The sequence below is a fragment of the Chryseobacterium sp. 14P4.3.2 genome (assembly GCF_057799275.1).
The window spans coordinates 37,156-61,957 of record NZ_JBYOKO010000014.1 but is presented as its reverse complement, the minus strand read 5'-3'; the positions used below and the strand labels follow the sequence as shown (position 1 = coordinate 61,957).

Annotated in this window: 23 protein-coding genes; 12 read left to right on the top strand and 11 right to left on the bottom strand. The window is 32.9% G+C overall.

The genetic code is table 11. The features are described from left to right. Positions 1–42: 42 nt before the first annotated feature. The 4 genes from AC27VX_RS18200 (at position 43) to AC27VX_RS18185 (ending at position 5,917) form a co-directional block, all read left to right on the top strand. Entirely contained in the window at positions 43–219 is a 177-nt protein-coding gene (locus AC27VX_RS18200; protein WP_488697112.1) for a DUF3606 domain-containing protein, read from the top strand. A gap of 296 nt (positions 220–515) precedes the next feature. Further along, positions 516–683, top strand: a complete 168-nt coding sequence (locus tag AC27VX_RS18195) for a helix-turn-helix transcriptional regulator (protein ID WP_488697110.1) — start codon at positions 516–518, stop codon at positions 681–683. Between the two features lie 268 nt (positions 684–951). Continuing rightward, entirely contained in the window at positions 952–4,071 is a 3,120-nt protein-coding gene (locus AC27VX_RS18190; RefSeq protein WP_488697108.1) for an Eco57I restriction-modification methylase domain-containing protein, read from the top strand. A gap of 4 nt (positions 4,072–4,075) precedes the next feature. Next, positions 4,076–5,917 carry an Eco57I restriction-modification methylase domain-containing protein gene (locus AC27VX_RS18185; RefSeq protein ID WP_488697106.1) on the top strand — a complete coding sequence of 614 codons (1,842 nt, stop codon included), beginning with the start codon at positions 4,076–4,078 and terminating at the stop codon, positions 5,915–5,917. 316 nt (positions 5,918–6,233) lie between these two features. Here the strand turns inward: AC27VX_RS18185 and AC27VX_RS18180 are convergent, their stop codons facing one another. Further along, the gene (locus AC27VX_RS18180; protein ID WP_488697104.1) at positions 6,234–7,064 is read right to left on the bottom strand and encodes a hypothetical protein; all 831 of its coding nucleotides are present in this window, start codon (positions 7,062–7,064) and stop codon (positions 6,234–6,236) included. A 111-nt stretch (positions 7,065–7,175) separates the two neighbouring features. Between AC27VX_RS18180 and AC27VX_RS18175 the strand changes: the two genes are divergently transcribed. Next, on the top strand, positions 7,176–7,322 hold the full coding sequence (locus tag AC27VX_RS18175; RefSeq protein WP_488697102.1) for a hypothetical protein: 147 nt from the start codon (positions 7,176–7,178) through the stop codon (positions 7,320–7,322). 150 nt (positions 7,323–7,472) lie between these two features. Then, positions 7,473–7,679, top strand: a complete 207-nt coding sequence (locus AC27VX_RS18170; protein ID WP_488697100.1) for a hypothetical protein — start codon at positions 7,473–7,475, stop codon at positions 7,677–7,679. 334 nt (positions 7,680–8,013) lie between these two features. Here the strand turns inward: AC27VX_RS18170 and AC27VX_RS18165 are convergent, their stop codons facing one another. The 3 genes from AC27VX_RS18165 to AC27VX_RS18155 all read right to left on the bottom strand — a co-directional run bounded on the left by AC27VX_RS18165 (position 8,014) and on the right by AC27VX_RS18155 (position 10,201). After that, positions 8,014–8,931 carry a hypothetical protein gene (locus tag AC27VX_RS18165; protein ID WP_488697098.1) on the bottom strand — a complete coding sequence of 306 codons (918 nt, stop codon included), beginning with the start codon at positions 8,929–8,931 and terminating at the stop codon, positions 8,014–8,016. Between the two features lie 267 nt (positions 8,932–9,198). Continuing rightward, complete coding sequence (locus tag AC27VX_RS18160; protein ID WP_236855062.1) at positions 9,199–9,744, bottom strand: helix-turn-helix domain-containing protein; 546 nt, start codon at positions 9,742–9,744, stop codon at positions 9,199–9,201. Then, positions 9,731–10,201: a hypothetical protein gene (locus tag AC27VX_RS18155; RefSeq protein ID WP_488697096.1), complete on the bottom strand. Its 471-nt coding sequence runs from the start codon at positions 10,199–10,201 to the stop codon at positions 9,731–9,733. Before AC27VX_RS18155 ends, AC27VX_RS18160 begins: the two co-directional genes overlap by 14 nt. Before the next feature lie 288 nt (positions 10,202–10,489). On the opposite strand from AC27VX_RS18155, the gene AC27VX_RS18150 reads away from it, so the two are divergent. Both AC27VX_RS18150 and AC27VX_RS18145 read left to right on the top strand, forming a co-directional pair. Next, positions 10,490–11,452, top strand: a complete 963-nt coding sequence (locus AC27VX_RS18150; protein WP_488697094.1) for an alpha/beta fold hydrolase — start codon at positions 10,490–10,492, stop codon at positions 11,450–11,452. 48 nt (positions 11,453–11,500) lie between these two features. Then, positions 11,501–11,668 carry a hypothetical protein gene (locus tag AC27VX_RS18145; RefSeq protein WP_488697208.1) on the top strand — a complete coding sequence of 56 codons (168 nt, stop codon included), beginning with the start codon at positions 11,501–11,503 and terminating at the stop codon, positions 11,666–11,668. A gap of 735 nt (positions 11,669–12,403) precedes the next feature. On the opposite strand, the gene AC27VX_RS18140 is transcribed toward AC27VX_RS18145, so the two are convergent. The 5 genes from AC27VX_RS18140 to AC27VX_RS18120 form a co-directional block, all read right to left on the bottom strand. After that, positions 12,404–13,525 (bottom strand): aspartyl protease family protein, encoded by a 1,122-nt coding sequence (locus AC27VX_RS18140; protein ID WP_488697092.1) that lies wholly within the window; start codon positions 13,523–13,525, stop codon positions 12,404–12,406. A 76-nt stretch (positions 13,526–13,601) separates the two neighbouring features. Further along, positions 13,602–13,988 carry a hypothetical protein gene (locus AC27VX_RS18135; protein WP_236855066.1) on the bottom strand — a complete coding sequence of 129 codons (387 nt, stop codon included), beginning with the start codon at positions 13,986–13,988 and terminating at the stop codon, positions 13,602–13,604. 201 nt (positions 13,989–14,189) lie between these two features. Next, positions 14,190–14,576: a hypothetical protein gene (locus tag AC27VX_RS18130; RefSeq protein ID WP_236855066.1), complete on the bottom strand. Its 387-nt coding sequence runs from the start codon at positions 14,574–14,576 to the stop codon at positions 14,190–14,192. Between the two features lie 280 nt (positions 14,577–14,856). After that, complete coding sequence (locus AC27VX_RS18125) at positions 14,857–15,639, bottom strand: GLPGLI family protein (protein ID WP_236855067.1); 783 nt, start codon at positions 15,637–15,639, stop codon at positions 14,857–14,859. A gap of 141 nt (positions 15,640–15,780) precedes the next feature. Beyond that, positions 15,781–16,278, bottom strand: coding sequence for a hypothetical protein (locus AC27VX_RS18120; protein WP_488697090.1), 498 nt, complete (start codon positions 16,276–16,278; stop codon positions 15,781–15,783). A gap of 516 nt (positions 16,279–16,794) precedes the next feature. Between AC27VX_RS18120 and AC27VX_RS18115 the strand changes: the two genes are divergently transcribed. Further along, positions 16,795–17,574 (top strand): GLPGLI family protein, encoded by a 780-nt coding sequence (locus AC27VX_RS18115; protein WP_488697088.1) that lies wholly within the window; start codon positions 16,795–16,797, stop codon positions 17,572–17,574. A 38-nt stretch (positions 17,575–17,612) separates the two neighbouring features. Continuing rightward, the gene (locus AC27VX_RS18110) at positions 17,613–17,786 is read left to right on the top strand and encodes a TM2 domain-containing protein (RefSeq protein ID WP_488697086.1); all 174 of its coding nucleotides are present in this window, start codon (positions 17,613–17,615) and stop codon (positions 17,784–17,786) included. Positions 17,787–18,303: 517 nt separating this feature from the next. Here AC27VX_RS18110 and AC27VX_RS18105 read toward each other — a convergent pair. Beyond that, the gene (locus AC27VX_RS18105; protein ID WP_488697084.1) at positions 18,304–19,224 is read right to left on the bottom strand and encodes a patatin-like phospholipase family protein; all 921 of its coding nucleotides are present in this window, start codon (positions 19,222–19,224) and stop codon (positions 18,304–18,306) included. Positions 19,225–19,435: 211 nt separating this feature from the next. Here AC27VX_RS18105 and AC27VX_RS18100 point away from each other — a divergent pair, with 211 nt between their 5' ends. Both AC27VX_RS18100 and AC27VX_RS18095 read left to right on the top strand, forming a co-directional pair. Continuing rightward, positions 19,436–20,560, top strand: coding sequence for a helix-turn-helix domain-containing protein (locus AC27VX_RS18100; RefSeq protein ID WP_488697082.1), 1,125 nt, complete (start codon positions 19,436–19,438; stop codon positions 20,558–20,560). Positions 20,561–20,715: 155 nt separating this feature from the next. After that, complete coding sequence (locus AC27VX_RS18095) at positions 20,716–21,762, top strand: serine hydrolase domain-containing protein (protein ID WP_488697080.1); 1,047 nt, start codon at positions 20,716–20,718, stop codon at positions 21,760–21,762. Positions 21,763–21,942: 180 nt separating this feature from the next. Here the strand turns inward: AC27VX_RS18095 and AC27VX_RS18090 are convergent, their stop codons facing one another. Then, the gene (locus AC27VX_RS18090; RefSeq protein ID WP_488697078.1) at positions 21,943–24,801 is read right to left on the bottom strand and encodes a pyocin knob domain-containing protein; all 2,859 of its coding nucleotides are present in this window, start codon (positions 24,799–24,801) and stop codon (positions 21,943–21,945) included. Position 24,802: the final 1 nt, after the last annotated feature.

The window sequence follows — 24,802 nt, the reverse complement described above, 5'->3', positions numbered from 1 at the left end:
CCTGTTTACCTTTGGTCTTATTAACCAAAAAAATTATTTATTATGAGCGATGATTTAAGTAAAAAAAGACCGCAAGACGCAACTAAAGTAAATGTACATGAGAGTTGGGAACTAGAATATTGGTCAAAAAAATTTGGTGTTACCAAAGAACAATTGAAAAATGCAGTTAAGGCTGTTGGAGTTTCTGCCGCCGCAGTTCAGAAGCATCTTGGGAAATAATGGAAGTTTTCAATAAGAGAATTTTTATTTCTAAAATAAATCCTGACTCTCGTCAGGATTTATTATGATGAAACCCCGCTCTCCGAAGTCTCCTGACTTTGGAGCAAACTTAAAGGAAGTAATCCTCTTACTTACTAGCTCAAAGTCGGGAGACTTTGCAGCGGGAAAAATAGGAGGCTAATCAAACAGCCTATCATATATTAACTCATTCATTAATAAGCAAATGTACCAATGAAGATATTGAACTTAGAAATAAAATAACTCAAAGATTAATTGATTTAAGAGAGTATACCGGATTGAACCAAAGTGATTTTGCCAAGCTTCATGACATTGACAGACAACAAGTAAACAGATGGGAAAGTTTTGAAAGTGAACGAGGAGTTACAATTTACACTATAAAAAGATTCTGTAATCTCCTAAAAATTACATTACAAGATTTTTTTAATGATCCATTATTCAAATAAATCCTAACGAAAATTGGGATCTTATACTATAAAATTCTTATTAATATAACAATGCTTCTCTCACTCTATTTATGTTCTTATTGTTAAATTATAATGGAAAAAATCATCAAATTGATTTTGCTAATCACTATTTCGGATGTAGTAGATTTTTATTACAATAAAAATAATACTACAGAAATATTATTTAACTATTTTTGACGAAAATTTATACAAAACTATTAAAAAAACATTTTTGATTTCTGTTTTGTAGGATAAAGTAGTAGATTATATGCCACTAGAAAATCAACATATACCTGATTCTGAAATACGTAAGATAAAACTTGCCGAACTCATTGAAGAATATAATAGTTTCAAAAATCAAGGAAGACTAGATTTAACTTCCGAAGAAACCATTAGAACTTGGTTAAATAATCTTTTATATATTTTTGATTGGGATGTTAGAGATACTTCTCAAATTCTTCAAGAGAAAGTATTATCAAAAACAGAAAAAGAAAAATTAAAAGAGATTGGTTCTCAAAACACAAGACCAGATTACACATTCAAAATAGCAAAACAAAAGTTAACTTTTCTTGATGCAAAAGATATTAATATAAGTATTTTAACTAATAAAGATGCTGCATTTCAGATTAAATCTTATGGATGGTCAATTTTAGCACCTTGTGCTTTTATTTCCAATTTTGAGGAATTTGCAATCTATGATTGTACATATATGCCAGAACAAGGTCAAGACCCAATAATTGGTAGGCTATATTTTACAATTGATACCTATATAGAAAATTTCGAAATTCTTGAAATGCATTTACTTAAGGAGAATATCTATAAAGGAAAGCTTAATGAGATTTATTCAGCGACCTTAAGAGATAATCGTTATATTGAAAAAATATCTCCTGACTTAAAGTTCGCACAACAATTATCTAGTTTTAGATTATCACTGGCTTCAAATATATTAAATAAGAACATAGCTCATATTGGAGATAATTCGGAAAATCTTAGCTACATCGTTCAGGTGATTATTAATCGAATTTTATTTATCAGAGTATGCGAAGCAAGAAAGATTGAAGAAGATGGACTCCTACTTTCATATAAGGAACAGGGATTTTGGGATATTTTTAAAGACTCTTCATATCTTGAATTTTACACACGTTACGATGGCCCTTTATTCGACAGAATAAATTCCATACACGAAATCTTGATAGATAATGAAGTGTTTGATGAATTGCTACAACATTTGTATTATCCATCACCCTATCGTTTCGATGTCATCCCAACAAAACTTTTAAGTGATATTTACGAAATATTTTTATCAAAAAAGTTACATATTGATAACGGCGAGGTTAAAGATGAAATAAAAAGCGAATATCTGAAAACCAGAGGCGCAATAAGCACTCCTCAATATATTGTTCAAGAAATTATTAAAAGAACTATCCCTTCAAATAAACTTTTAGATAATGGCATACAAAATTTTCTTTCTACAAAAGTTTTAGATATTGCTTGCGGTAGTGGAGTTTTTGCTATCGAAGCATATGATTATTTAGAAGATATATTTAAACAATTATATATTTCAACACAACATCCGGATTTTGAAAAATATTTTATAAATCAGGACGAATCTGTTATTATTAATTTAATGGGTAAAAAAGCAATTCTAGATAATTGTATTTTTGGTGTTGATATTGACGCAGAAGCTGTTGAAGTAGCAAAAATGTCATTATCACTTAAAATTGTTGATTCATCTGATCATGCAGAAGTATATAATGAAATAGGATTATTCGGAGATAGAATATTAAATGGTGTAGGAAATAATATTAAATGTGGAAACTCCCTCGTTGAATCAGATATTTTAGAAATTTTCCCACGTATATCAGAATATCCAGAAGAGCTTATAAAAACTAACTTATTTGATTGGAACAGTAGTTCTGGTTTTCAGGAAGTTTTTCAAGCCAAAGAAGGCTTTGACTATATAATTGGTAATCCTCCCTATGTAGAAGTAAAACACTATAATGTAGATTTGCCTTTTATGCATTCGTACATTAAGCGTAAATATCCTTCCGCAAAGAATGGTAAAGTTGATCTTGCTATTCCTTTTATAGAAAAGTCAATCAAATTACTTAATCCACAAGGAAGATTGGGATTCATTGTTCAAAAACGATTCTTTAAAACAGATTATGGTAAAAAGATTAGAGAATTCATAACAAATTCTAAATTATTATCATCAATAGTAGATTTTGAAACAACATCTATTTTCAAGGATAGAATTACATATGTTTCTATTCTATTATTAGACAATGCTGCACCGGAAAATTTTAGCTTTAAATTATTTCAGGAAGCTGTAGAAAATCTCCCAAGTGCTTTAAGAGATTCTGAAACGCCTGATGTAGCTCCTGATAATTATATCTTTTTACCAGCTAATGCTGTTTCTGAAACACCTTGGAGCTTTGCTGATCCTGAACTTATTTCAATTAAGACAAGACTAGCTGAAAACGTGGGAACATTAGGAGATTATGCAACTGTGAGAGTTGGTATTCAAGCCTTATGGAATGAAGCTTATCATATAAGACCCATTTCAATTGAAAATGGTATTATCACTTGTAGAAGCCATTTAGAAAATAATTTTCCAATTGAATTAGATGCCTGTTGTGCATTATTACCAAATGAAAGCTTCTACCCTTATCGTGATGATAGGCCTGAAACATTTTGTATATTTCCGTATCGTGTAATAGATGGGGTTTCTTACGAAATTCTTTTCAATGAATTTTATGAACGATTTCCTTTAGCTGGAGCTTATCTCAGAAGAATAGAGGCAACCATAAAAAATAACGTAGAAACTTTTGAAGGAGAAAAATGGCATTTATATACTCGAGCAAATAACATCGCAAGGAACTTTCCAAAAGTTTATATCCCAATGACTGCACTTGATACTTATGCAGCTATTACTTTCTCTGATAGACACTATTGCGACAATGCCAATGTTAATTATATAGAATTGCCTGAAATTAATGAAGTTAATCTCTACGCACTTTCTGCAATAATTAATTCTAAAGTATATTCCGTTTTAGCTCGTTCTATTGCTAACCCACAATCAAATGGATATTTTAAATTTAATAAGCAGTTTTTAGAACCTGTACCTTTTCCGGGGGGAAATTTTAGCGAAAATACAAGATTAAAAACGGAGTTGTTCAATATATCAAGAAGAATTCAGGAATTACAAGGACAGTATAAAAGTTCTTCTCCAAATCAAAAAAGAGGTTTTGCAGTTCTACTTAATCTACAATGGGAACAGTTAGATATGATTTGTTATGAATTATATGGACTAAATGCAGAGGAACAAGCATTTTTCAATGCAAAAGGAAGAAATATTGACAGGATTGAACTGCTAAACAATAACTAATAAAATGACTAAAGATTTAAAAAATATTATTAATAAATTCAGTGACAACGCAAATACATTAAATAAAATTCTTGTATCTATTTTTATAAAATCTAATGAATTAAATATTCAAAAAAATGATCTGATTAAATCATTAATAATTCAACCTGACTCAGAACTATATATCTACTTAGAGTTTTCAAAAACCACTTTCTCTTTTGATGAGTTAATTGAAGCTTTTGAATTAGCAATTCCAAAGGAAGATAAGACTGTAAATGGAGCAGTTTATACACCAAATTTTATTAAATCTTTTATTGTTGAAAATGGTATTTCTAAATTAACACTTCCATTATCAAGTATTAAAACAGCCGATATTTCGTGTGGCTGCGGGGCCTTTCTATTTACAATAGCAAACAAGCTAAAAAACGAAACTAATAAATCTTTTTTTGATATCTTCAAGGATAATATCTGGGGGCTGGATATATGCCAAAATAGCATAAAGCGAACTGAGATACTCCTTTCTTTGCAAGCAATAATGGCTAAAGAGGATATACAAAAATTTGAATTTAATCTATTTTGTGATAATGCTCTTTCATTTGACTGGAAATCTAATTGTCCAATTATAAAGAAAAATGGAGGATTTGATCTAATTGTAGGTAATCCACCTTATGTTCGGGCTAAAAATATTGATGATATTAGCAAAAAAATATTACCAAATTGGAATGTAACAAAATCAGGTAATCCAGATTTATATATCCCATTTTTTGAAATAGGATTAGAAAATCTAAAAACAAATGGCGTTCTTGGTTATATTACAGTCAATTCGTTTTTCAAAAGTGTAAATGCTAGACAACTAAGGAAATATTTTCAAGAAAAACAATATAATATAAACATTATAGATTTTGGAGATGAAAAAATATTTGAAAATATATCTGCATATACATGCATTTGTTTTGTTGTGAAATCTAATACAGAATATTTATTATATAAGAAAGAAACGGGGCAAACATTAATAGAGAACGGGCAAAAACATTTTAATAAAATTAGATTAAGTGATCTCGATTCTCATAGAGGTTGGCTTTTGAATAATAGCCATATCATTGAAAACATAAAAAAAATAGAAGCAGCAGGGAAAAGTTTAGGTGAACAATATAAAATTAAAAACGGTATAGCTACCCTTAGCAATAACATATATATTTTCAAGCCAGTAGATGAAAATGATGATTTCTACTTTTTAGAAAGAAAAAATAAAATCTATAAGATTGAAAAAAGTATTTGCAGAGATATAATAAAACCAAACATACTTAAAGATGAAAATCAAATAGAAAATGCAAAAGAAAAAGTTATTTATCCATATACCAATGGAATTACACCTCTTGAATTGATGTCTGAAGATGACTTAATTACAAATTTCCCTAATGCATATAAATATTTATATGCCCATAAAAAAGAATTAAAAGAAAGAGATAAAGGTAATGGAGAATATGCAGCTTGGTATGCATTTGGTAGGACTCAAGCTCTTACAGATAAAGGATATAAGCTTTTATTTCCGTATATGGCAAAAGAGCCTCGGTTCATGTTCACAGATCAAAAAGATATGCTAATATATTGTGGATATGCAATTTTTAATGAATCGGTAGAAGAACTTAAAATTCTTAAAAGAATTTTAGAGTCTGATGTTTTCCATTATTACATGCAAAATACAAGTAAACCTTATTCCTCTGGTTATATATCATATGCAAAAAATTATGTGAAAGATTTTGGAATATGTGAATTAAATGAAAAAGATAAATACTTTCTCTTAAATGAAGAAAAAAAAGAAGAAATTAACAGATTTTTGATCGAAAAATATAGCATATTAATCTAAACAAAAAACATAAATAAAATTGTATTACTCCGAAATTTTCTGACTTTGGAGCAAGCCTAAAGGAAATAATCTTATTTACCAGCTCAAAGTGAGGAGACTTTCCACAGCAGAAGGTAATAGATCTAATTTATTTTTGACCCCGCTCTCCGAAGTCTCCTGACTTTGGAGCAAAATCAAAGAGAATGATCCTATTTACCTCGGCTCTTCGAAGCCTTCAGACTTTAGACTTTAGACTTTAGAGATATTACTTAAAGCAAAAAATAAAAAAAACAATATTTGAAAAAACGCAACACTTTCATAATCATAGTCAAAAGAATTAAGATTTTCGATTTCTAATAATGAACTCCAGATTTTTAATTAGAAAATAAAGAAAAATGCCTATCCCAATACAATAGATGACAGCATAATGAATAGTATATAATATATTAGCCATTGGCGTTAATGGAGACATATTTCCTGTAAATATTGAAGATATACTATATGGAAGTAGTGTTGCATAAGTCCAAAAATTATTTTTATCTAATTCTGCTTTTTTAACTTTATAATAATGCAATTCATTTTTAAGGTATTTAATATTTTGATTTATTATACTTCCAAATTTCACAGAATCTAATTCAGCCTGAGTTCCACCTTTATACAATTCCTTTTTTAAAATACCTTTTCTATCAAAAATATAGATAGTTGCTGTAAAGTCAAAATTTTTACTTGGCAAATTAATCTTGTAATCTGTAAATATTATATTACTTTCAGTAAAATTTAATTGTTTCAATTGTTTTAATTGCCTGTTTAGGATAGTATAATTTGAAATTTTAATATTTTCGAGAGATTTAATCTCATAAGGAATATTCTTCGAATCATCAATCCACTCATTAAGGACCACTCGTTTTCGACTATCATGAATAGCTGTTTTAAATTCAAAACTAGCTGGATTACTTTTGAGCATTAAAGTATATAGAAAAGGAAAGACTACTAAATGTAGAGTTAATATGATTGAAAGACATGAAATTGCATATTTAGATTTCTGATACCTTTTATATTTGGAAATCCTGTAGAGATAGACGCAGAATGATAAAATAATTAAAATTAAGAATGTTGTTGAGAAGAATTCACCAATACCAAATGAGATATTAATTAACGTTAGTATCATATTAAGTTATTTATATATAAAAATAAGAAGATTATAATACATCAATTGTGGTTTTCCGTAATGTAGGAAGTTTGACTTACCTTAAATTTAGTATGTTAAATAAATTTTATTATGGAAACAATTAAAGCAATTAAGCCAGGGCCAAAACCTGACAAGCCTGATGGAACTCCAGACAGAAGACGAAGAGTAACACCCGAAACAAAACCAAAGCATCCGGATCTAAAACCTCACAAACACAAACCCGGAGATTCGAAATAATCTTTGGATTATTACAAATGACTTTAAAAGTCTCAGCACTGCTGAGATTTTTTGATTACAAAGAACCATAAGTTTAGCAATAATTTTATGTAGCTATGCGAAAAATACTGAAATTAAGTAACAAAAAGTCAAAAATTACCCAATACATTTATGACGTTTAAAGAAATTGAAAAAGCTCTGCAACAAAATGAAAAGCTTTATGATGACAAGGCCATTAGTATAAATGAGTATATTGAAAAACAATTTGAACTATTAAAGGAATTAGATGAACATATATATAGGTTAGAAAATATTCATCTAGAGTTTTTTAAAAATATAAAGAATTGGTTTAGAAAAAAAATCAACAAAATAGAATAACCTACCCTCCATAAAGTAAAACAAAAAAATCCCAACGAATGTTGGGCTTTTTTTAAGCAAAACAACCTACAACTATCTATTAGTGTATTATTTACATTGTTTTTTCACCAGCTTCACTCTATGGTTTTGTACCTTCACTTCTTCAGAACCATTATCTGTAATCGGATTTTTGCTGCCAAAGACCTCTACTAAAAGTCTTGCTGTATCTATCCCTGAAGTTCAATACGGACGTAGCGCGGTCTTTTGACGGTTGGATATTATGAGTATTGTTTTCGCTATTAACTGTATATCCGTTAGTAAATACCTGTAAAACGTACAATCAGCTGTGGCAATTTTATGCCTTCATATGTTTTAATATCCAGTTTAAACATTCTTTAGAATCCATGATACTCCAGGAATGAGGATGTCTTGTACCGTCCGGACGAATTCCACGATCATTGGTGATGACAAGATCAGCGTTTTTGTGGCCTTTTAGTCGTAATAGATTAATCATAGCAGTAATATCTGCCACATTAAGGTCGTAAATATCCCTTCCTCTGTTTTCCATCTGCCATATAATCCCTGGTTCTGTATAAATCAGAACAGGGATATTCAGAAGATATTTTGCATTGCCACCATCTTTTTCACGATAAGAAAACATGGATTCTCTTACGTAATTGGCTCTGTTTTTATCCGGTGTACCCATAGCATCAACCATTTCAGCAGTTAAATATTTAGCTTCGTTAGTTCCAATATCAGAATAGTCTCTTTCTATCTCTCTCTGCAACCTGTAGTACATATTCTCGTAATCTAACGGTGCATCAAGAGCGAATACAGAATTGGGTATAAAATAGGTGTTTTTGTCCCTGATTGCCCTTTCAGCATAGGTAACAGCCAGCATTCCTCCGCCGGAAAGTCCTCCCATTGATATTTTATCTTTGGAAATTTTATGCTTTTCCACTGTATCTTTTACCATTCTGTCTATAAACTTCTGCTCTATATGAAATCCAAAATCCCCATCTTCCCAGGTTGGGAGTAATACGATAAGATTCTTTTCCAACGCCAGATCATCCAGCTTAATCTGATTCATTACTTTTTCGCCATTTTCACCTCCACCCGGTAAAATAACAAGTATTCCTTCAGGTTTATCCTTCGGAAGTAATTTCAAATAATGGTTCTGAGTATCTTTAAAAGTGATTTTTTCAGGAGTCTGTCCAAAAAGGTTAGTACAAAATAGGCCCAGGAGAAGGCTAAAGTATCTGATGTTCATCATTAAATAAATAGGTTATTAGGGGTTATAACGCTGATTCTCAAAAAATATTTGATTCATAAAAAGAAAACACTTGCTCTCCTAAATCCCCCGCTCTCCGAAGTCTTCTGACTTTGGAGCAAACTTCAAGGAAATAATCCTCTTACTTACTAGATCAAAGTCGGGAGACTTTGCCAGCGGGACTATTATCTGTAATCGGGTTTTTGCTGCCGAAGCCTACAGCTGAAAGTGTTGGTTTATCTGAAAGCTACAAGCTATAGTAAATGAAAGCTAATAAGCAAATCCAAGTCTGTTTTTAACATGCTTACTTTCTTCATCTCTTAATTTCTGATTGGTCATAATTTCATGTTCTTTATCCTTTTGGATAACCTTAAACCAATTTATCGCGGGAATCAGTCCGTTGGAATGTAATTCAAGTCTGATGATGAACTCATCTGTCGGCTTTCGATGATTATTAATATATTGGCTAAGCACAGCTGGCTTAACATCTACCTCAACAGCAAAGTCCTTATCTTTTTTGTCTTGTCTGCTAACATACTCATTTAAAAAAAATCCAAAATTAAAAGCTTCCAAATATTGACTGCTATCTATATAGTCTTCCAATTGAAACTTTAGCTGTAACAATCTTGAATACATTTTTTGCCTGTGAGTGCGATTGTCAAATTGGTTCCGTCGAGCTACCCAAAAGTCCTCCTCATCTTTTTTCTCTTTTGCATTCAAAACTTGATCTGCAGGAAAGACAAAAGCATCCGCAAGTTCTTCACCTGTAAACTTTGAAAAATCTGTTTCCTTACTTTCCTTTCTATTTGTCTTCATAATATTCCTGAATTAATTTTAATGAATTTTCTCCTTCAGTTATCAAATATAGTTTGGTTGACTGTAGTCCATATTGTTGTATATAATGTTTTTCAAGCTTTGTTTTTGGCTTTAAGCATACATACCCTCCAAATCCTTTTTTAAATGCTTCTCTGCATACAAATGCAATAAGACAGCCCGCAATCCTGCTATAATTCTGCGATTTGCCAACATTTTCTTTGGAGACCGCCAGAAGTCTGATTTCCAAAGCATAATCCTGTGGCCGCTCCTCTATTGATAGTAGCCCTATTGGTTCTTCTTTATCTTCTACTGCTAATTTATAAACATGAAAGTTTTTTTCTTTGTTCCAATTAAAATCAAATCGCTTGGTTTTATTAATTTGCGAAATTTCAACAGCAGCAATTTTAGTTATTGTTGCAGCCTGTTTCTCACCCGTAATTTTATTTAATACGTACATTGCTTAACAAATATACAAAAATAAAGTTTACATTATATGTAAACTTTATCACAAGTTACTTCTTTTTCAGGTAGCTTGCTCGACTTCAGCGAAGATATATTACCAGCTATTCTAAGTCTCCAATCTTTGAAGCAAGTTTAAAGGAAATGCTCTTATTTTACTAGCTTAAAGTCGGGAGACTTTCCACAGCAGAAAATAATAGATCTCATTTATTTTTAACTGCTGACACACTGCTGTCACGGTGCTGCTGTAAGTTTGCATCATTAATTAATCTTTAAAAGAATAACAATGACAAACGAAATTAACTCAGTATTGAAGCCAACCCATTTTCCCAACCCTACTCTTATTTCAGTGAATGGTGTAGAACTGGAAGTTTTTGAAGCAGGTAAAGAGAATGCTGGAAAACCTATTGTACTCTGCCACGGCTTTCCGGAACATGCTTTTTCCTGGCGTCATCAGGTGCAGGCATTGGTTGCAAATGGGTATCACGTGATCATTCCCAATCAGAGAGGGTATGGCAACTCATCCCGTCCGACCGAAGTCACTGAATATGATATTGTACACCTGACAGGCGATCTGGTCGCACTACTGGATTACTTTGGATATGAAGATGCCACTTTTGTTGGTCACGATTGGGGAGCCAATGTTGTTTGGAACCTTGCATTATTGCATCCTAAGCGGGTAAATAGAATAATAAATCTGGCCTTGCCTTATCAGGAGCGCGGAGAACAGCCATGGATTGAGTTGATGGAAGCTATATTTGGAGGAGATTTCTATTTTGTTCACTTCAATCGACAGCCAGGAGTAGCAGATGCCATCATGAATGAAAATACCTCTCAGTTCCTCCGTAACCTATTCCGCAAAAATGTACCTCCAACACCACCAGAGCCCGGAATGATGATGATCAATCTTGCAAGAGCAGAAAGTCCACTGGGAGAACCCTTAATGGAAGACAACGAATTGTCTGTATTTGTTTCTGCTTTCGAAGCATCAGGGTTTACAGGAAGTATAAACTGGTACAGAAACCTTGATAGAAACTGGCACTTAATGGCGGACGTACCCCCAATCATTCATCAGCCGACTCTTATGATATATGGTGAACAGGACATGATTCCCAAATCTGAAAACCTAAAAAATATTGTTCCTAATCTGGATATTGTGAGTCTGGATTGCGGCCATTGGATTCAACAGGAAAAGCCTGAAGAAACTACCCAATCCATTTTAAAATGGTTAGAACAACAGAACGCTTAATAAGCAAGTAAAAAGATATTGTCCTCAAAGCCGGACAGATTGGAAACAATGGTTGGGAAAAACCACCAGGCCAAACAATCTGTTTGGCTTTATTACACCAACAAGTCTAGCCTTCCATCAATAAGTTGGAGTAAAACCGTTGATGAACCACTTTGCTTCAGTTGGATTGACAATTATTCGTGTATAAAGCGAGATTGCTTTTATATAGATTTTTGAAATTTTATTTCTTTTTAGAAGTTGTGCGTTCGCTTTTTTATTTATTCCACCGCTCTCCGAAGTCTCCCAACTTTGGAGATTTTATTTCAAACCAATAATTAAAACTCATTTCACCTTCTCACAAGAACCATACAATTCCTTAAAAACGTCACTACAAAGGCTGTAGGCCGTTCCAAAGACCCTCTAGGTACTTCCCTAACCCCCTCGAGGGTCTTCCCAAGGGGCTATACCCCCTTAAGGAACGGCCTATACCCCCTTACCTAAGGGGCCAGAACCACTTGTATAACGGGCTCGAGACACTTACCCAACGGGCTTCAGGCTGTTCTGCAAGGGGGATCACCCCTTACCATAGTCCCTGGAGGGGGTTATGAAACGGGGTGCAGGGAGATACTATACAATATGTACACATTATACACAATTGCGTACATATTGCATATGATGTGCAATTATGGATTTCCATACTACAGTACCCCTGCTCTCTGAAGCCTCCTGACTTTGGAGCAAGTGTAAAAGTAATATTTACTAGCACAAAGTCGGGAGACTTTGCATCTAAATGTGATATTGAAGAAAACACCGTTAGGAAAATTAAAAATATTGCCTTAGGAACAGTAAAGACCGAATACAATATGTCTATAAAAACACTAGCAAAAATTTGTTGAAAGAAAGAAATTACTTTAGAAGAGTTTTTTAGAAAAATAAAAAAATAAAATCCCAATAATTATTGGGATTTTAGTCCTAGTTTAAATATTTTAAAATGTCTTTCTTTTCTAAGGTAAATTTTTTATGAGATTCATTTTCTATTGTAATAGATGTGTTTTGTTCGAGAAGTTCCTTTATTTTACAGAAATCTTCTGGATTCATTTTAGAAACATCAGTATTGTTTATTTTCACGATTTTATCCGTCAATTTTAAATCAGATAATTGAGGTATTTCAAGCTTGTTTACAATGATGAGACTATTGTCAATAGGAGCGAATGCTACTCCGAAGCTTTGGTATTCAGGGGTTTTCTCGGTTTTTGCAAGAATAATTTTTTTGTTAATAAAATCAAGATCAACTAAATAATTCTCTATAAACCTTGTACCAATCAGATTAGGAGAATCTGAGCTGCTATCTATAATCTGATTACCAAGTTTTGTGTTATTGAACTCAACTTCCATCAGGTCAACTTGTCTTTGTCCTTTGACAATACTGTTTAAAGATTGAGACAAAAGTCCTTCAAAAGTTAAAAAATTTTTATCTTTTATTTTGTCATAAGATTTCTGATTAACTGTAAAGCCCATTCCTGAGCCAGTATCAAATATAAACTCAATATTTTGATTTCTTATTTTAGCATTGATTTTTGGAACACTTGTAAAATTTTCTTCTAAAAAAGGAATTGCTGCAATAATATTTGATTGCTCTTGAGATTTTTCAAAAACATTAATAGTTTTTGATTTAAAATCAATTCTCCACAATTTTTGTTTCATCATATTAGCTCCAAATATTCCACTAATTTTCTTACATGCGCGACCACTCATCCAGCTAATATCTGCAAATGAAAAATTTAAATTTTTTATATTTAAATCTGATATTTGTAGTTTATCCGTTGAAAAAACCTCCATCTTCGACTTTGCATTGTTGGCGTCTACTGCTTCAAAAATAGTCTTGCTTTTCTTTTCATTTAATTGATCTTTTAATTCAGATGAAATAATAGTAAAAGCTCCGGAATCAAAAATGAAATTATGAGGAGTATTTTTAATATTTACACTAACGACAATTTTTCCATCAATCAGTTCGAAAGGTATTGTAGTTGCGTTAAAAAAGAAAGGAAATAATATTAATGCAAATAAAAATAAATGTTTTTGAAGATTTCTCATTTTATATTGATCTTTGATGTCAAACAAATATAGAAATAAAAAATAAAGACTGCCAAGAAGGCAGCCTCTTATTAAATTACCAAGTCCACTTGATTCCTACAGAACCTGTTACAGTTGTAGCACCAGTTTGTGGGTTCGTTGTTGTACTTACATTCGTTGAAACTTCTTTTTTCTTTTTTCCTCTTGCAGCAAAAGCTGAAGGAGGCGTTGTATCCTGCATTTCAACAGGAATCTGTCCTAAGAATCCGATTGCCAAACTGAATCCTGTTACTCTGATGTCAACAAGTTCAAGTTCTTTTAAATAAGCTTGTTGCTCTTCAGACATTTCGAAGTTTTCAGAAATAAATTCAACCGGATTGCTAGAAACATATTCCGCAACTTTTAATCTTTCGTCGATTGATAATGCGTTCAACTCTTTTTGTTTTGACTGCACTCCTTCCGGAGTAAATGGAAATTTTTTCATAATGATTTGGTTTGGTTAATTTGGTTATTAATTAGGTTAACATTGGAAGAGCTCTTATCCTTTTTCTTACTGATACAAAGATAGTTTTGCATGGCGACAGAACTCGTCGTGTTAAAATTTAATTGATGTTTTTTGATGTTTTTTTAGGAAAAAAATAAGGCTGTCTCGAGGACAGCCTTATTGTATTAAGTTGTCATGCGATTACCAAGTCCACTTGATTCCTACAGAACCTGTTACAGTTGTAGCACCAGTTTGTGGGTTCGTTGTTGTACTTACATTCGTTGAAACTTCTTTTTTCTTTTTTCCTCTTGCGGCAAAAGCTGAAGGAGGCGTTGTATCCTGCATTTCAACAGGAATCTGTCCTAAGAATCCGATTGCCAAACTGAATCCTGTTACTCTGATGTCAACAAGTTCAAGTTCTTTTAAATAAGCTTGTTGCTCTTCAGACATTTCGAAGTTTTCAGAAATAAATTCAACCGGGTTGCTAGAAACATATTCCGCAACTTTTAATCTTTCGTCGATTGATAATGCGTTCAACTCTTTTTGTTTTGACTGCACTCCTTCCGGAGTAAATGGAAATTTTTTCATAATGATTTGGTTTGGTTAATTTGGTTATTAATTAGGTTAACATTGGAAGAGCTCTTATCCTTTTTCTTACTGATACAAAGATAGTTTTGCATGGCGACAGAACTCGTCGTGCTAAAATTTAATTGATGTTTTTTGATGTTTTTTAGGAAAAAAATAAGGCTGTCTCGAGGACAGCCCGCTCTCCGAAGTCTCCTGACTTTGGAGCAAACTTAAAGGAAATAATCCTCTCACTACTAGCTCAAAGTCGGGAGACTTTGCCACAGCGGGAATGCTTTTATCATTAATGAATTGTCAATTCTATAGGATTATATTGTTTTGCTCTTTCTGCAGATTTTTTTCTCAACATATTCAAGGTTTCTTTATCCTCAATATAGTCATTGAATTGGTTTTGATCAGCAATTTCTTTCCGTTGATAATCAAAAATTTTAGTTTTTTCAACAAATTTTGCACCTTCTGTATTCATATTTGCTGATTTGCATAGATACTTTCTTTTTCCAAACTTATATAATGTATAATGATAGTCATTATTATCATCATATACTTCTAAAATGAGTCCAGGTAACTTGTTGAATTTATATGGACCAAATGGAAAAGGAATATCCTTAGCAAACCAAGCTATCCAAGTTCTACCATATTTCTTTGTAGTAGCTTTTTGAGTTTTATACTTTCCGATTGTTTTGTATTCATTTACTAATTTCCAATTTATATCATTGGTTTCTTCGTATTTAAAATTTTTATTTGCAATGGGAGCAGTAACATATATTTTTCCATCCGTCGTGCCAATATTTTCACGAAAGAAAGTAAAGTATTTACCATTACTGCTATTATTATCGTCCAGCTTTTTTTCATATCTTAAAGAATCTCCTATATATTTGTTCATATTTTTAAAGTAGGATTCTTTTTCATTTATTAACAATGCAAATGCTGCTTCTTCAATTTTTGCATTCGGAATATTTAGTAATTTATACTGTAATTTATAATCAGCCTCATAAATAACATTAAAGCTTGTTTGTGAAAATAGTTTAACAGATAACAGGATGAAGACTATTGCAAGTTTATTCATAGAAGTTTTTTAAACACGCTTTAATTAAGCTTTAAAACAAATTTAAAAGCCCCAATATTTATAAAATGATCTTTTATTGATTTCAAAAGTAATATCTCTTTAAGCTTATACTTTTCAGTCTGTATCAAATTTAATTAGTTCTTATTTTTGATTATGTCGCCAATGAATAAATTTTTGTGTTGATTGTGGATCGCTTTTAAACCAAAGATCCATATCTTTTAAAAGTTCCGCATTTTCTTTAGACATGATCACATTATTTTTTAAAAGCTGTTCTTTATATTCTTTTTGGGTAAGGGCTTTGGTTTCAGAAGCTTTGGAATAGACAAAAAATAAAACTCCAAAACTAATAATTAACATTGCAAAAGAAGATAGCCAAATATAAAGGCTTAGTTTCGGCACTTTTAAATGCGAATTAAGACGTTCTATGTTTTCTTCTGTTCTTTCCTTGTAAAAAGAATTTAGATAGCTTAAATCAGGCTCTATTTGCATGGTTTTGAGTTCTACAATCTTATATTCAAGTTGTGTTATAGCTTGTTCAATCTCATTCGCTATTCTTTCTTCTTTAAGAACATTTGAATTGATTTTTTCTGCATTAGAGGATATAATTTCTATTATTTCCTGATTAGTATATTCCCCCATTTAAATTTATTTATATTCCAAATTTATAATTTATTCTCTTACATAGTTGCAGTAAAAATTATATTTTACACATGTTACGGAAAACCGTATTTTTCTTAATGCAATTTTTTTTATCTATGCAAAAGCAAGTATCAGAGCTATTTAACATAAAAAAATAATTCTCACTTGATTTGATTTATTTTTAATATTTTTGAGATACATTTTTAAATTAATAACTAATCATTAAAAAAACGATTATAAAAAAACAATTTTATTAGGCGCTTTATTAATCGCTGGTGTAGTAAGTGCATTTCCTTTTAGAACCTCATGCGGAAAATTACTTCAAGTTAGCCAAACTATCGCTGATCACATGTCACAAAATCAATTAGCGGGTTATCTTACAGACTTAAACGGTGAAACATGCCCTCAACATGCAGGTTCAACTGTCGTAACAGTGATTTACAGCCACTAATAATTAAAAAAATTACTAATAAGACCGTCATAAGTGTGGCGGTCTTTTTTTAATAATGAGCAAAAATGAAAAAGATTATACTATTACTAAATTTGTTAGTCGTAACCTTATTTTATTGTCAGAAAAAATTTGATGTAGTTTTTGAAGCCGATTATAAATTAAACTACAAACTTAATAAAGCCAGTAATTATAAAAAAACTACAACATTTGCACTTTTGATAAATCAGGATGCCTCTTTTTTTAAAAACATGAATAAGTATATAGCAGATTCTTTAGAAGTGGAAAAAGTAGACGTACCTTTAAATGAATCAATGAAGTATGTTACAGATTTTCGAGAAACAATTGGTACTACGTCTGCAAAATTATATGTTACAACAGAGATAAACTATATTGATTATTCATACGAAGAACCTAATAATATAAACTGGAAAATAAAAAATGAATTTAAAACTATATTAGGTTTTAAATGTCAAAAAGCTGAAACAACGAAATACGGACGAACCTGGACGGCTTGGTTTACAACAGATATACCATTTCAATATGGACCATATAAATTTAATGGTCTTCCTGGTTTAATTACTGAATTATATGACAGTAAAGACGATTATCATTACACCATATATTCCTTTAGAAAAAGAAAATATACTTGTAAATCGGCTAATATTGCTACTAATGCAAAGAAAACAACAAAAGAAAAAATTTGGGAACTTTTAAAAAATATGATTGCTGGCAGAATGCAAGTTCATGAAGAGTTTATAGAGAATAAAGATGATTTAGAAATGATCAGGCAGAATGCAATAGAAGCTGAAAAAAATTTAAATCCAATCGAATTAAGTATATACTAAAAACATCTTTTAAAGATGTTTTTTTTATTTAAAGAATATTGTTAAATTTTATTTTAAATACTAATTTTAAGGCTAATTCTAAAACATTGAAAAATAAACTATCAACAGCCTTATTGGCTCTATTTTTTGGTTGCATTGGTGCACATAGATTTTATTTAAATCAAGATAGGAAAGGATATAAATATCTATATCTTTCAATATCAATTAGGTAAACTTCCCTGTTTTTGCGGCACTAACTTACAAATAAAATGCGAATGGAATCCTTTAGCTCCAAGGATTTTTTGATTAAAAAGATAATGTACTAATGACGTGTTTTTCTGGCGCAAAGTTTTAGCTTCATTATGCATTTTCAGAGAGCAAAGGCTGAAATCAACTTCGTTGATTCGTCGAAGCGTACGGGTAAGCATACCGCTTCACCAGCGACGAAGCTGCATCCCTTTGCCCACTTACAATAAAGCGGGATTATTCATCAACTTTGTGCTAATTTTTTAATTTATAAAAAATTTCAGACACGATCTATTAGGTTTCCCCTAGCTCTCTAAAGTATCTGACTTTGGAGCAAGTTTAAAGGACATGATCTTTTTACTAACTCAATGTTCGGAGACTTTGCCAACAGAATTCGCAGATCTACAAATACAAGTATTCTATAGCATAGATATAATGGTATTCCCCAAATAAACAGAATGAAAATCGGAAAACAGATTCTTCACAACTTTCCTTATGATCAATTCAAATAAGATCTACAGGTTTCGCTTTTAACAGTAGGCTTTTGCATTCGGTGGTCTGGAAAAGCTCGAGCCCTTCCTGCCACCATTTCGTCATCTCCTCTTTATCAAATATAAATGAATGGGTGGTGAGTATCCTGTTGATAAAAAAGAAATTGATGTGTACATTGGTGGTTGCCGCTTCCAACTGTGAAATAATAAGATCATCACTGGCAATCTGGTTCAGCATAAAATCTGTGGTACGGGCGAAAACATCTAATACATTCTGAAGAGGTGGATTATTGTATGACGTTTTTTCCAGTCTCAATACAATGGTATCTATGGATGATGCTCCCTTTTCCAGGGCGTGCTGTAAAGGAATAAGATTGCCAAAGCCTCCATCTGCATATTCATTTCCGTTTTTTTGGCATAAGCTCATCAAAGGAACCATATTGGATGAAGCCCAGATCCAATCGCAGAAATCCTCATAGCTATGGTCATTAGAAGATTTGTATTCTATTTGCTGCGTTGTAAGGTTGGCCACTGTAACCACAATTTCTTTTTTCAGTTCTTTTATTTTTTCAAAATCATGCTCTGTAAAGCTATTGCGGATAAGGTTTCTGAGGTTGGTACTATCTCCTAATGTCTTTTGCTTTTTTATAAACTGCTTTATAATCCCCAGATGGTTGATCCCTATTTTTACTTTACCATTCTTATTCGTTATTTTAAATGGGCAAACCGTAAAAATATCCGACTGCTCGATGGTGGTATAAAGCTTTTTAATTCTTTGGATATCTCCAAGAGCAAGAAAAGGAATCAGAAGGCTTCCGGTTGAAGTCCCTACAAAAAGTTCATAGTCGTTTTTATGATTTTCTATAAGATGTTCAGCTACGCCTCCTGCAAAAGCACCTTTGCTTCCTCCTCCTGAAATGACCAATGCTTTCATAATCGATTTAAAATTAACTTAGTACTAATTTAATGATAAATTAAATAGGTTATTCATAATAAATTGGGGATACTATACACCATTTTATACTATTGTTGTAGAATCTTCGATTTTTGACGAAGGAGGGGGCTCATAAATTGATTTTCCTTTTTTTCCTTATTGGTAATTCTATTTCTTTGTTACTTATATCCTATTTTTACAAAAAGATTACATGGACAAATTAAGTTTTCTGGAAGTTATTGCTGCGATGGCTGTTTTTATATCGCTGCTGCTTGCCGTATTTTTGTTAACGGTAAAAACGGAAAGAAAACTGGAAAACAGATTATTTGCAGCGTTCCTTATCATCAATGCCATTGATATCAGCGGAATTTTCATGCATCTTTTTGTGGAGAGTTACAATCTGAAAGCTTTCAAAATATCTGCTTACTTATTGGTAATGCCTCTTTTCTATCTGTATGTGAATGCTGTTTGTTATTCTGATTTTACCCTAAAAAGAAAACATTTACTGCATCTTATTCCTTTTATTGTTGCCAACTTAATGTTGGTTCCAAGGCTTTATCTGGCAGAAGGTGCTGCTAAAGAAGCTTTCTTTACAACAATGTGGCACTCTCCTGAAATGTTTGTGTATCAGCTCATCGGAGAACTGCAGTTTTTCTATTACATTGTTGCTGTATTCATGATCCTCAAAAGATATAAGAAGATTTATCTTGAAAACTACACCAATCCCAACACCTTGTTATACCAATGGCTGTTTCAGCTTACCCTCATTTTCCTGTTCATCCATGTCTGTATTTTTTTAAAAAATATAATGCGGTATACCGCATACAACGATCTGTTTATCTGGCTGCATATTCTGGCAGGAACTTCCTTTTTACTGGCTGCCTGCTGGTTTATCTTAAAGGCATTAAATTATCCTGAGCTTTTTCGCAGAATTGATTCTACGTTACAACCGACAGAAGATTTTGCAGAAACATTAGAAACTGAAAATAAAACCGATGAAACAAAAAGTTTTCAGATCGAACAGCTTAAGAAATTTATGGTTGAAAAGGAACCTTTCCTTGAACCTTCATTAACGATTCAGGAACTGGCAGATCAGGTGAATATTCCTGTTCGTGAGTTGTCGGTATTGATTAACCATCACCTCAATCAGCACTTTTTTGATTTTGTGAATGAATACCGCGTTAAAAAAGCAATGACGATTCTGAAAGATCCCACGAAAAAAGAATATACGGTGCTGGAAATCTTATATGAAGTGGGTTTCAATTCAAAATCCTCTTTTCATACTTCTTTTAAAAAATACACGAACCAAACGCCAACGGCATTCAGAAACAATTGATAATTAATCCATTGTAAAAAATCGAACTTTGCATTGCAGATAATCGGACTCATTGTATTCATTAAAATGAGTCCGACTTTTTTATACGGACTTTTTTCAGGATTCCCTACAGCATATTTGCATCAGATTATCAATATTAAATTAAAATTCTGACCATGAAATATGTAATCCCTATTTTATTTTTTGCCTTACTTGGCTGTAATAGTGTTCACCCAACCAACAAACAAAATGTTGAAAATGCCATTACAAAAAATGCTCTTCTGTTATTGGAGGACAAAAGATTTCATTCTGTTTCTATTGCCGTGCTTAAAGATGGAAAATCTACCATCAAACATTTTGGAGAATTAACGATTGGAAAGGGAAACAAACCCAACGATTCCACCCTTTATGAATTAGCTTCCGTCACTAAAACTTTTACAGGTTATATCGCCGCTAAAGCCGTACTGGATAAAAAGCTCAATTTAGAGGATGATATCAGAACCTATCTTAACGAACCTTTTCCCAATTTAGAGTTCAAAGGTGAACCTATCAAAATCAAACACCTCATCACCCATACCAGTGGATTTCCTAATTTCCCTATAAAAAGCGAAAATAAAAAGGCTTTTTTTGAAGGATTAAAACTCATCAACATTGAAACGAAGCCCGGAGAAGTCTATTCCTATTCAAACACAGCTCCGGAGCTGACCGCCTATATCCTTGAAAAAGTGTATCAAAAATCTTTTGAGGAACTGCTTATTGAATTTGTCTTGAAGCCCAATACCATGAACCAAACAAAATTTACACTCACTGAAAATGACAGAACAAGACTGGTTAAAGGCTATAACGATAAAAACGAGCTAATGCCCAACTTCAACAGAACTTTATGGGGTGGAATTTCAGGATTGCATTCTACGACTACGGATCTGGTGAAATATATGAAACTGCAGCTTGACCTATCCAATCCTATTGTCAAAGAATCTCATAAAAAACTATACAAAGAAGGTTCTGATTTTTGGGAAGGCTATCACTGGTACATCATAGAAAATGATCATCAATTAATGTACAGACATCACGGCGGTATCTACGGAATGCAAAATTGGTTTGTGATCTTTCCTAAACAAAATATAGGAATATCCATTTTAACAAACACCAGCTTTAATGAAACAGGAGAAATTTTGGAAAAAGTAGTGGGTAATTTGTATGATGACATCACTGTAAAATAAAAAAGCGTTCTGTAATTCTCCTTTAACTTAAGTGCCCGTTTTATAGTAACAACGCTCATGGTAATACCACACAAAAACCCACAATCAGAAGGCTTTCATCCTCTGACTGTGGGTTTTATTTTAAATTATGGTGAGAAGTTTTTTAATTTTTATATCCCGTAGAATGCCTATTTTATTTTCTTACCAAATAAACATAGATTTCTGTTCCTGTTCTGCAATCACTCTTCGTGATTTTGTCACATACAATCTGAGAGAACAGTCCGGACTAATATTATACACCGTTTTGCCATATATTTTAACTTCCATCGTACCGCCGGATTTGTCAAAATTATAAATAACGATCTGCTGTTTTGGATAGATTTCCTTGAAATTCACCATCATTTTAATCTTTTCTCCAATAATATGGAGAAGCCTGTTTCTATCGTCTATATTAAGAGCCCCGGAAGAAGCGAACTCATATTCGTGTGGGTCTAATCTGATGGCATAATTATAAGAATCAGACTGATCATTAACAATTTCATCTTTCAGAGCAGCTGTTCTGCCATTAGGAATAAAGATGGTATCCGGGCTTTCATCCTCTGATTTAAAGTTTTTACTGGCTTTTACGGAGCCTGCTACGGTTAACTTATCATCCTTATTAGCTTCCCTTCCCATTCCGAAGAGTTTACTCTCCCCATGGTAGTTGAGACCAGACCATGCATCATGCTCTGAACCATAACAGTAATATTCTTTTCTTTTTGCCGCTACAAGGGCACCCCATTTAAAGTCTATAACCCCGGATTCCCCTCCAAAATGACCATCTCCAATGGCTAAAGCTGATCCTGTATTAACTGAAAATTCAGAGTTGAGCTGTAACCCGTACTGCGCCATATAATTCCATTGCTCAATACTCCCTGCCGTAAAATCCTGAGCGGTCCAAACCTGTGCCCAATCTGACCAGGTACCTCCAGCCATCGTCCTCTGATAAGTCACATTGGGCGTGTTACCTGAACCAAATGAGGTTGCCTTTTGGGTAACCCAGGTACTATCATGGGTTTCAATGGTCACATACCACCAACCGGTATTGTTGATTGGTGCATTAGCTAATCCTGAACCTCTGTAAAAACCTGTTTTAAGGTAATTATTCAGATTCGAACCTGATATGATGACAGAGGTACCATTCGGTGTACTTAAAAAGTTTGTTTGCAGATAAGACTGTGTTGCTAACGCTACATACAATCCTGAATTATGATACATATACGGAAACGAATTTCCATCCGGAGTCGGTACATCTCCAGATGAGAAACCAACTGCCAAAGCATTTTCCTGACCATTAGCTTTTGTACTCAGCTGGTTTAGATTCACGGCATGAGTTCCTAAAGTTCCCGCCGGAATAACCGGGCTCCGCTGAAAAGTATTGGTATTTGTAAAAGTCTGAACGCCATTCAGTGCAGCATAATTATCTAACTGGTTATTTAAAGTAAACTGTGTTATATAATTAGCAGGATTAAAATTCCCTGAATGATAAACTTCTCTCCAATCTGACCAGCTTGCATTTCCTGAACCCGTAGGAGTTCCGCGGAATTTCATTCCCTTTCCGCTTCTGTCAATAGTCAGCTGCTGCCTGCCGTCAGAAGAGTTTAGGTTTAAAGTAGTTGTATAATTATATTCGGATGTCGGCACCTCCTGTCTGTAAATACCTGATTCTGAAACATCTTCTAAAACAACTCCATTTCTTAAATTCTTAAAAGGATTATAATTTCCTCCATGGAATATTACCCATGACTGAGACCCGTCTGCATTTTCAATTCTGGGATCCAGTCCATTATTTCCTTTATTGATATGGACTCCCCCTCCAACTTTTTTATAGACCTTACCTCCATCAAAGAAATTAACGCCAGAGTTATCCTGATTAAAATTAATATTCCTATCTAAGTAAACGCCATTAACATTAAAGTTATAAATGCTGCCTGCTCCTGCATAATTAAATTGAGTATTAGTGGTACTCTGAAGTATCATATTGGGTAAAGATGAATTTCCCAGATACAGAATATTTCCCTGAGAACTGAGTATCTGGCCTCCCGTTAAATTATCTGACCCCAATGATCCTATATTACCATTTAAAGTTCCATTCTGAGAATATCTGAGGTAAGCTCCATTATTCTGGTTTCCCGGAACCCTTAAGAGAATTTGGTCTCCATTAGTTCCATCCCATGATGTGGATAATAATTTTTTCTGGGTATATGAATCCCCAACAGTAATTAAGTCAGATACAGCCCCATTAAAATGGATTGTTTCATTCTTCGCATAGAAAGCTTCTTTTATTCTGGAAAATACGGAGCTGTTTACTTCATAAATTTCAGCAAAAGCTAAATAGAATTCCAGTGCCGTATTGGGACCGCTAACATATACATGACCTCCATTTCCAAAACCGGTTCCGGTTCCGCACATCACTGCTCTTACATAGGTTTCCCATTTCCCGGTCCCGGCTCTTGATGTTAACCAAGTGACTGAAGCATTGGCTCCCATGTAGTTTTCAGCATTATTAAATGAATATCCTACAGGAAGTTTGGCCATAAACTTCTGAATAAATACAGCATTAGTTCTTGCCATAAACCCTAATATAAATCCACCTAAACCAGGAGAGGCTCCACTACCATTGTAATTGAATCTCAGCTGCACTCCTGACCTATTCGGAAGATTAGAGGCCGCTTCTCTGGTCATAGTTACAGTACCATTACCGGAGTTATTATAAACAGCTATATTATTGTTTCCATTTCTGAATTCCTCATCTCCATATAAAGGATAAGCTCCCTGTAATGCAAGATTAAGTAAAGAGATTGGCCCCATCTGCGGGTTGGCTACTGATGATCTGTCCCATCCGGAATATAGAGTATTTTGAATACCTATGGTTTTTGTAGAATCTATGGTTTGCTCGGAATTCTTATCAATATACTCTTTACCATCTAAGGAACCATCCGCCTTTAAAAAGTGGGCGGCTGTACCGCCCACTACTCTATAGCCTTTAGAAGTGCTATAATATGCATATTTTACATCCATT

Coding starts and splice junctions, on each gene's coding strand:
- AC27VX_RS18170 (WP_488697100.1), top strand. CDS start 7,473: ATGACGTTTAAAGAAATTGAAAAAGCTCTGCAACAAAATGAAAAGCTT.
- AC27VX_RS18115 (WP_488697088.1), top strand. CDS start 16,795: ATGAAAAAGATTATACTATTACTAAATTTGTTAGTCGTAACCTTATTT.
- AC27VX_RS18150 (WP_488697094.1), top strand. CDS start 10,490: ATGACAAACGAAATTAACTCAGTATTGAAGCCAACCCATTTTCCCAAC.
- AC27VX_RS18180 (WP_488697104.1), bottom strand. CDS start 7,064: ATGATACTAACGTTAATTAATATCTCATTTGGTATTGGTGAATTCTTC.
- AC27VX_RS18140 (WP_488697092.1), bottom strand. CDS start 13,525: ATGAGAAATCTTCAAAAACATTTATTTTTATTTGCATTAATATTATTT.
- AC27VX_RS18175 (WP_488697102.1), top strand. CDS start 7,176: ATGGAAACAATTAAAGCAATTAAGCCAGGGCCAAAACCTGACAAGCCT.
- AC27VX_RS18095 (WP_488697080.1), top strand. CDS start 20,716: ATGAAATATGTAATCCCTATTTTATTTTTTGCCTTACTTGGCTGTAAT.
- AC27VX_RS18125 (WP_236855067.1), bottom strand. CDS start 15,639: ATGAATAAACTTGCAATAGTCTTCATCCTGTTATCTGTTAAACTATTT.
- AC27VX_RS18145 (WP_488697208.1), top strand. CDS start 11,501: ATGGTTGGGAAAAACCACCAGGCCAAACAATCTGTTTGGCTTTATTAC.
- AC27VX_RS18135 (WP_236855066.1), bottom strand. CDS start 13,988: ATGAAAAAATTTCCATTTACTCCGGAAGGAGTGCAGTCAAAACAAAAA.
- AC27VX_RS18100 (WP_488697082.1), top strand. CDS start 19,436: ATGGACAAATTAAGTTTTCTGGAAGTTATTGCTGCGATGGCTGTTTTT.
- AC27VX_RS18155 (WP_488697096.1), bottom strand. CDS start 10,201: ATGTACGTATTAAATAAAATTACGGGTGAGAAACAGGCTGCAACAATA.
- AC27VX_RS18200 (WP_488697112.1), top strand. CDS start 43: ATGAGCGATGATTTAAGTAAAAAAAGACCGCAAGACGCAACTAAAGTA.
- AC27VX_RS18120 (WP_488697090.1), bottom strand. CDS start 16,278: ATGGGGGAATATACTAATCAGGAAATAATAGAAATTATATCCTCTAAT.
- AC27VX_RS18130 (WP_236855066.1), bottom strand. CDS start 14,576: ATGAAAAAATTTCCATTTACTCCGGAAGGAGTGCAGTCAAAACAAAAA.
- AC27VX_RS18190 (WP_488697108.1), top strand. CDS start 952: ATGCCACTAGAAAATCAACATATACCTGATTCTGAAATACGTAAGATA.
- AC27VX_RS18165 (WP_488697098.1), bottom strand. CDS start 8,931: ATGATGAACATCAGATACTTTAGCCTTCTCCTGGGCCTATTTTGTACT.
- AC27VX_RS18160 (WP_236855062.1), bottom strand. CDS start 9,744: ATGAAGACAAATAGAAAGGAAAGTAAGGAAACAGATTTTTCAAAGTTT.
- AC27VX_RS18090 (WP_488697078.1), bottom strand. CDS start 24,801: ATGGATGTAAAATATGCATATTATAGCACTTCTAAAGGCTATAGAGTA.
- AC27VX_RS18185 (WP_488697106.1), top strand. CDS start 4,076: ATGACTAAAGATTTAAAAAATATTATTAATAAATTCAGTGACAACGCA.
- AC27VX_RS18105 (WP_488697084.1), bottom strand. CDS start 19,224: ATGAAAGCATTGGTCATTTCAGGAGGAGGAAGCAAAGGTGCTTTTGCA.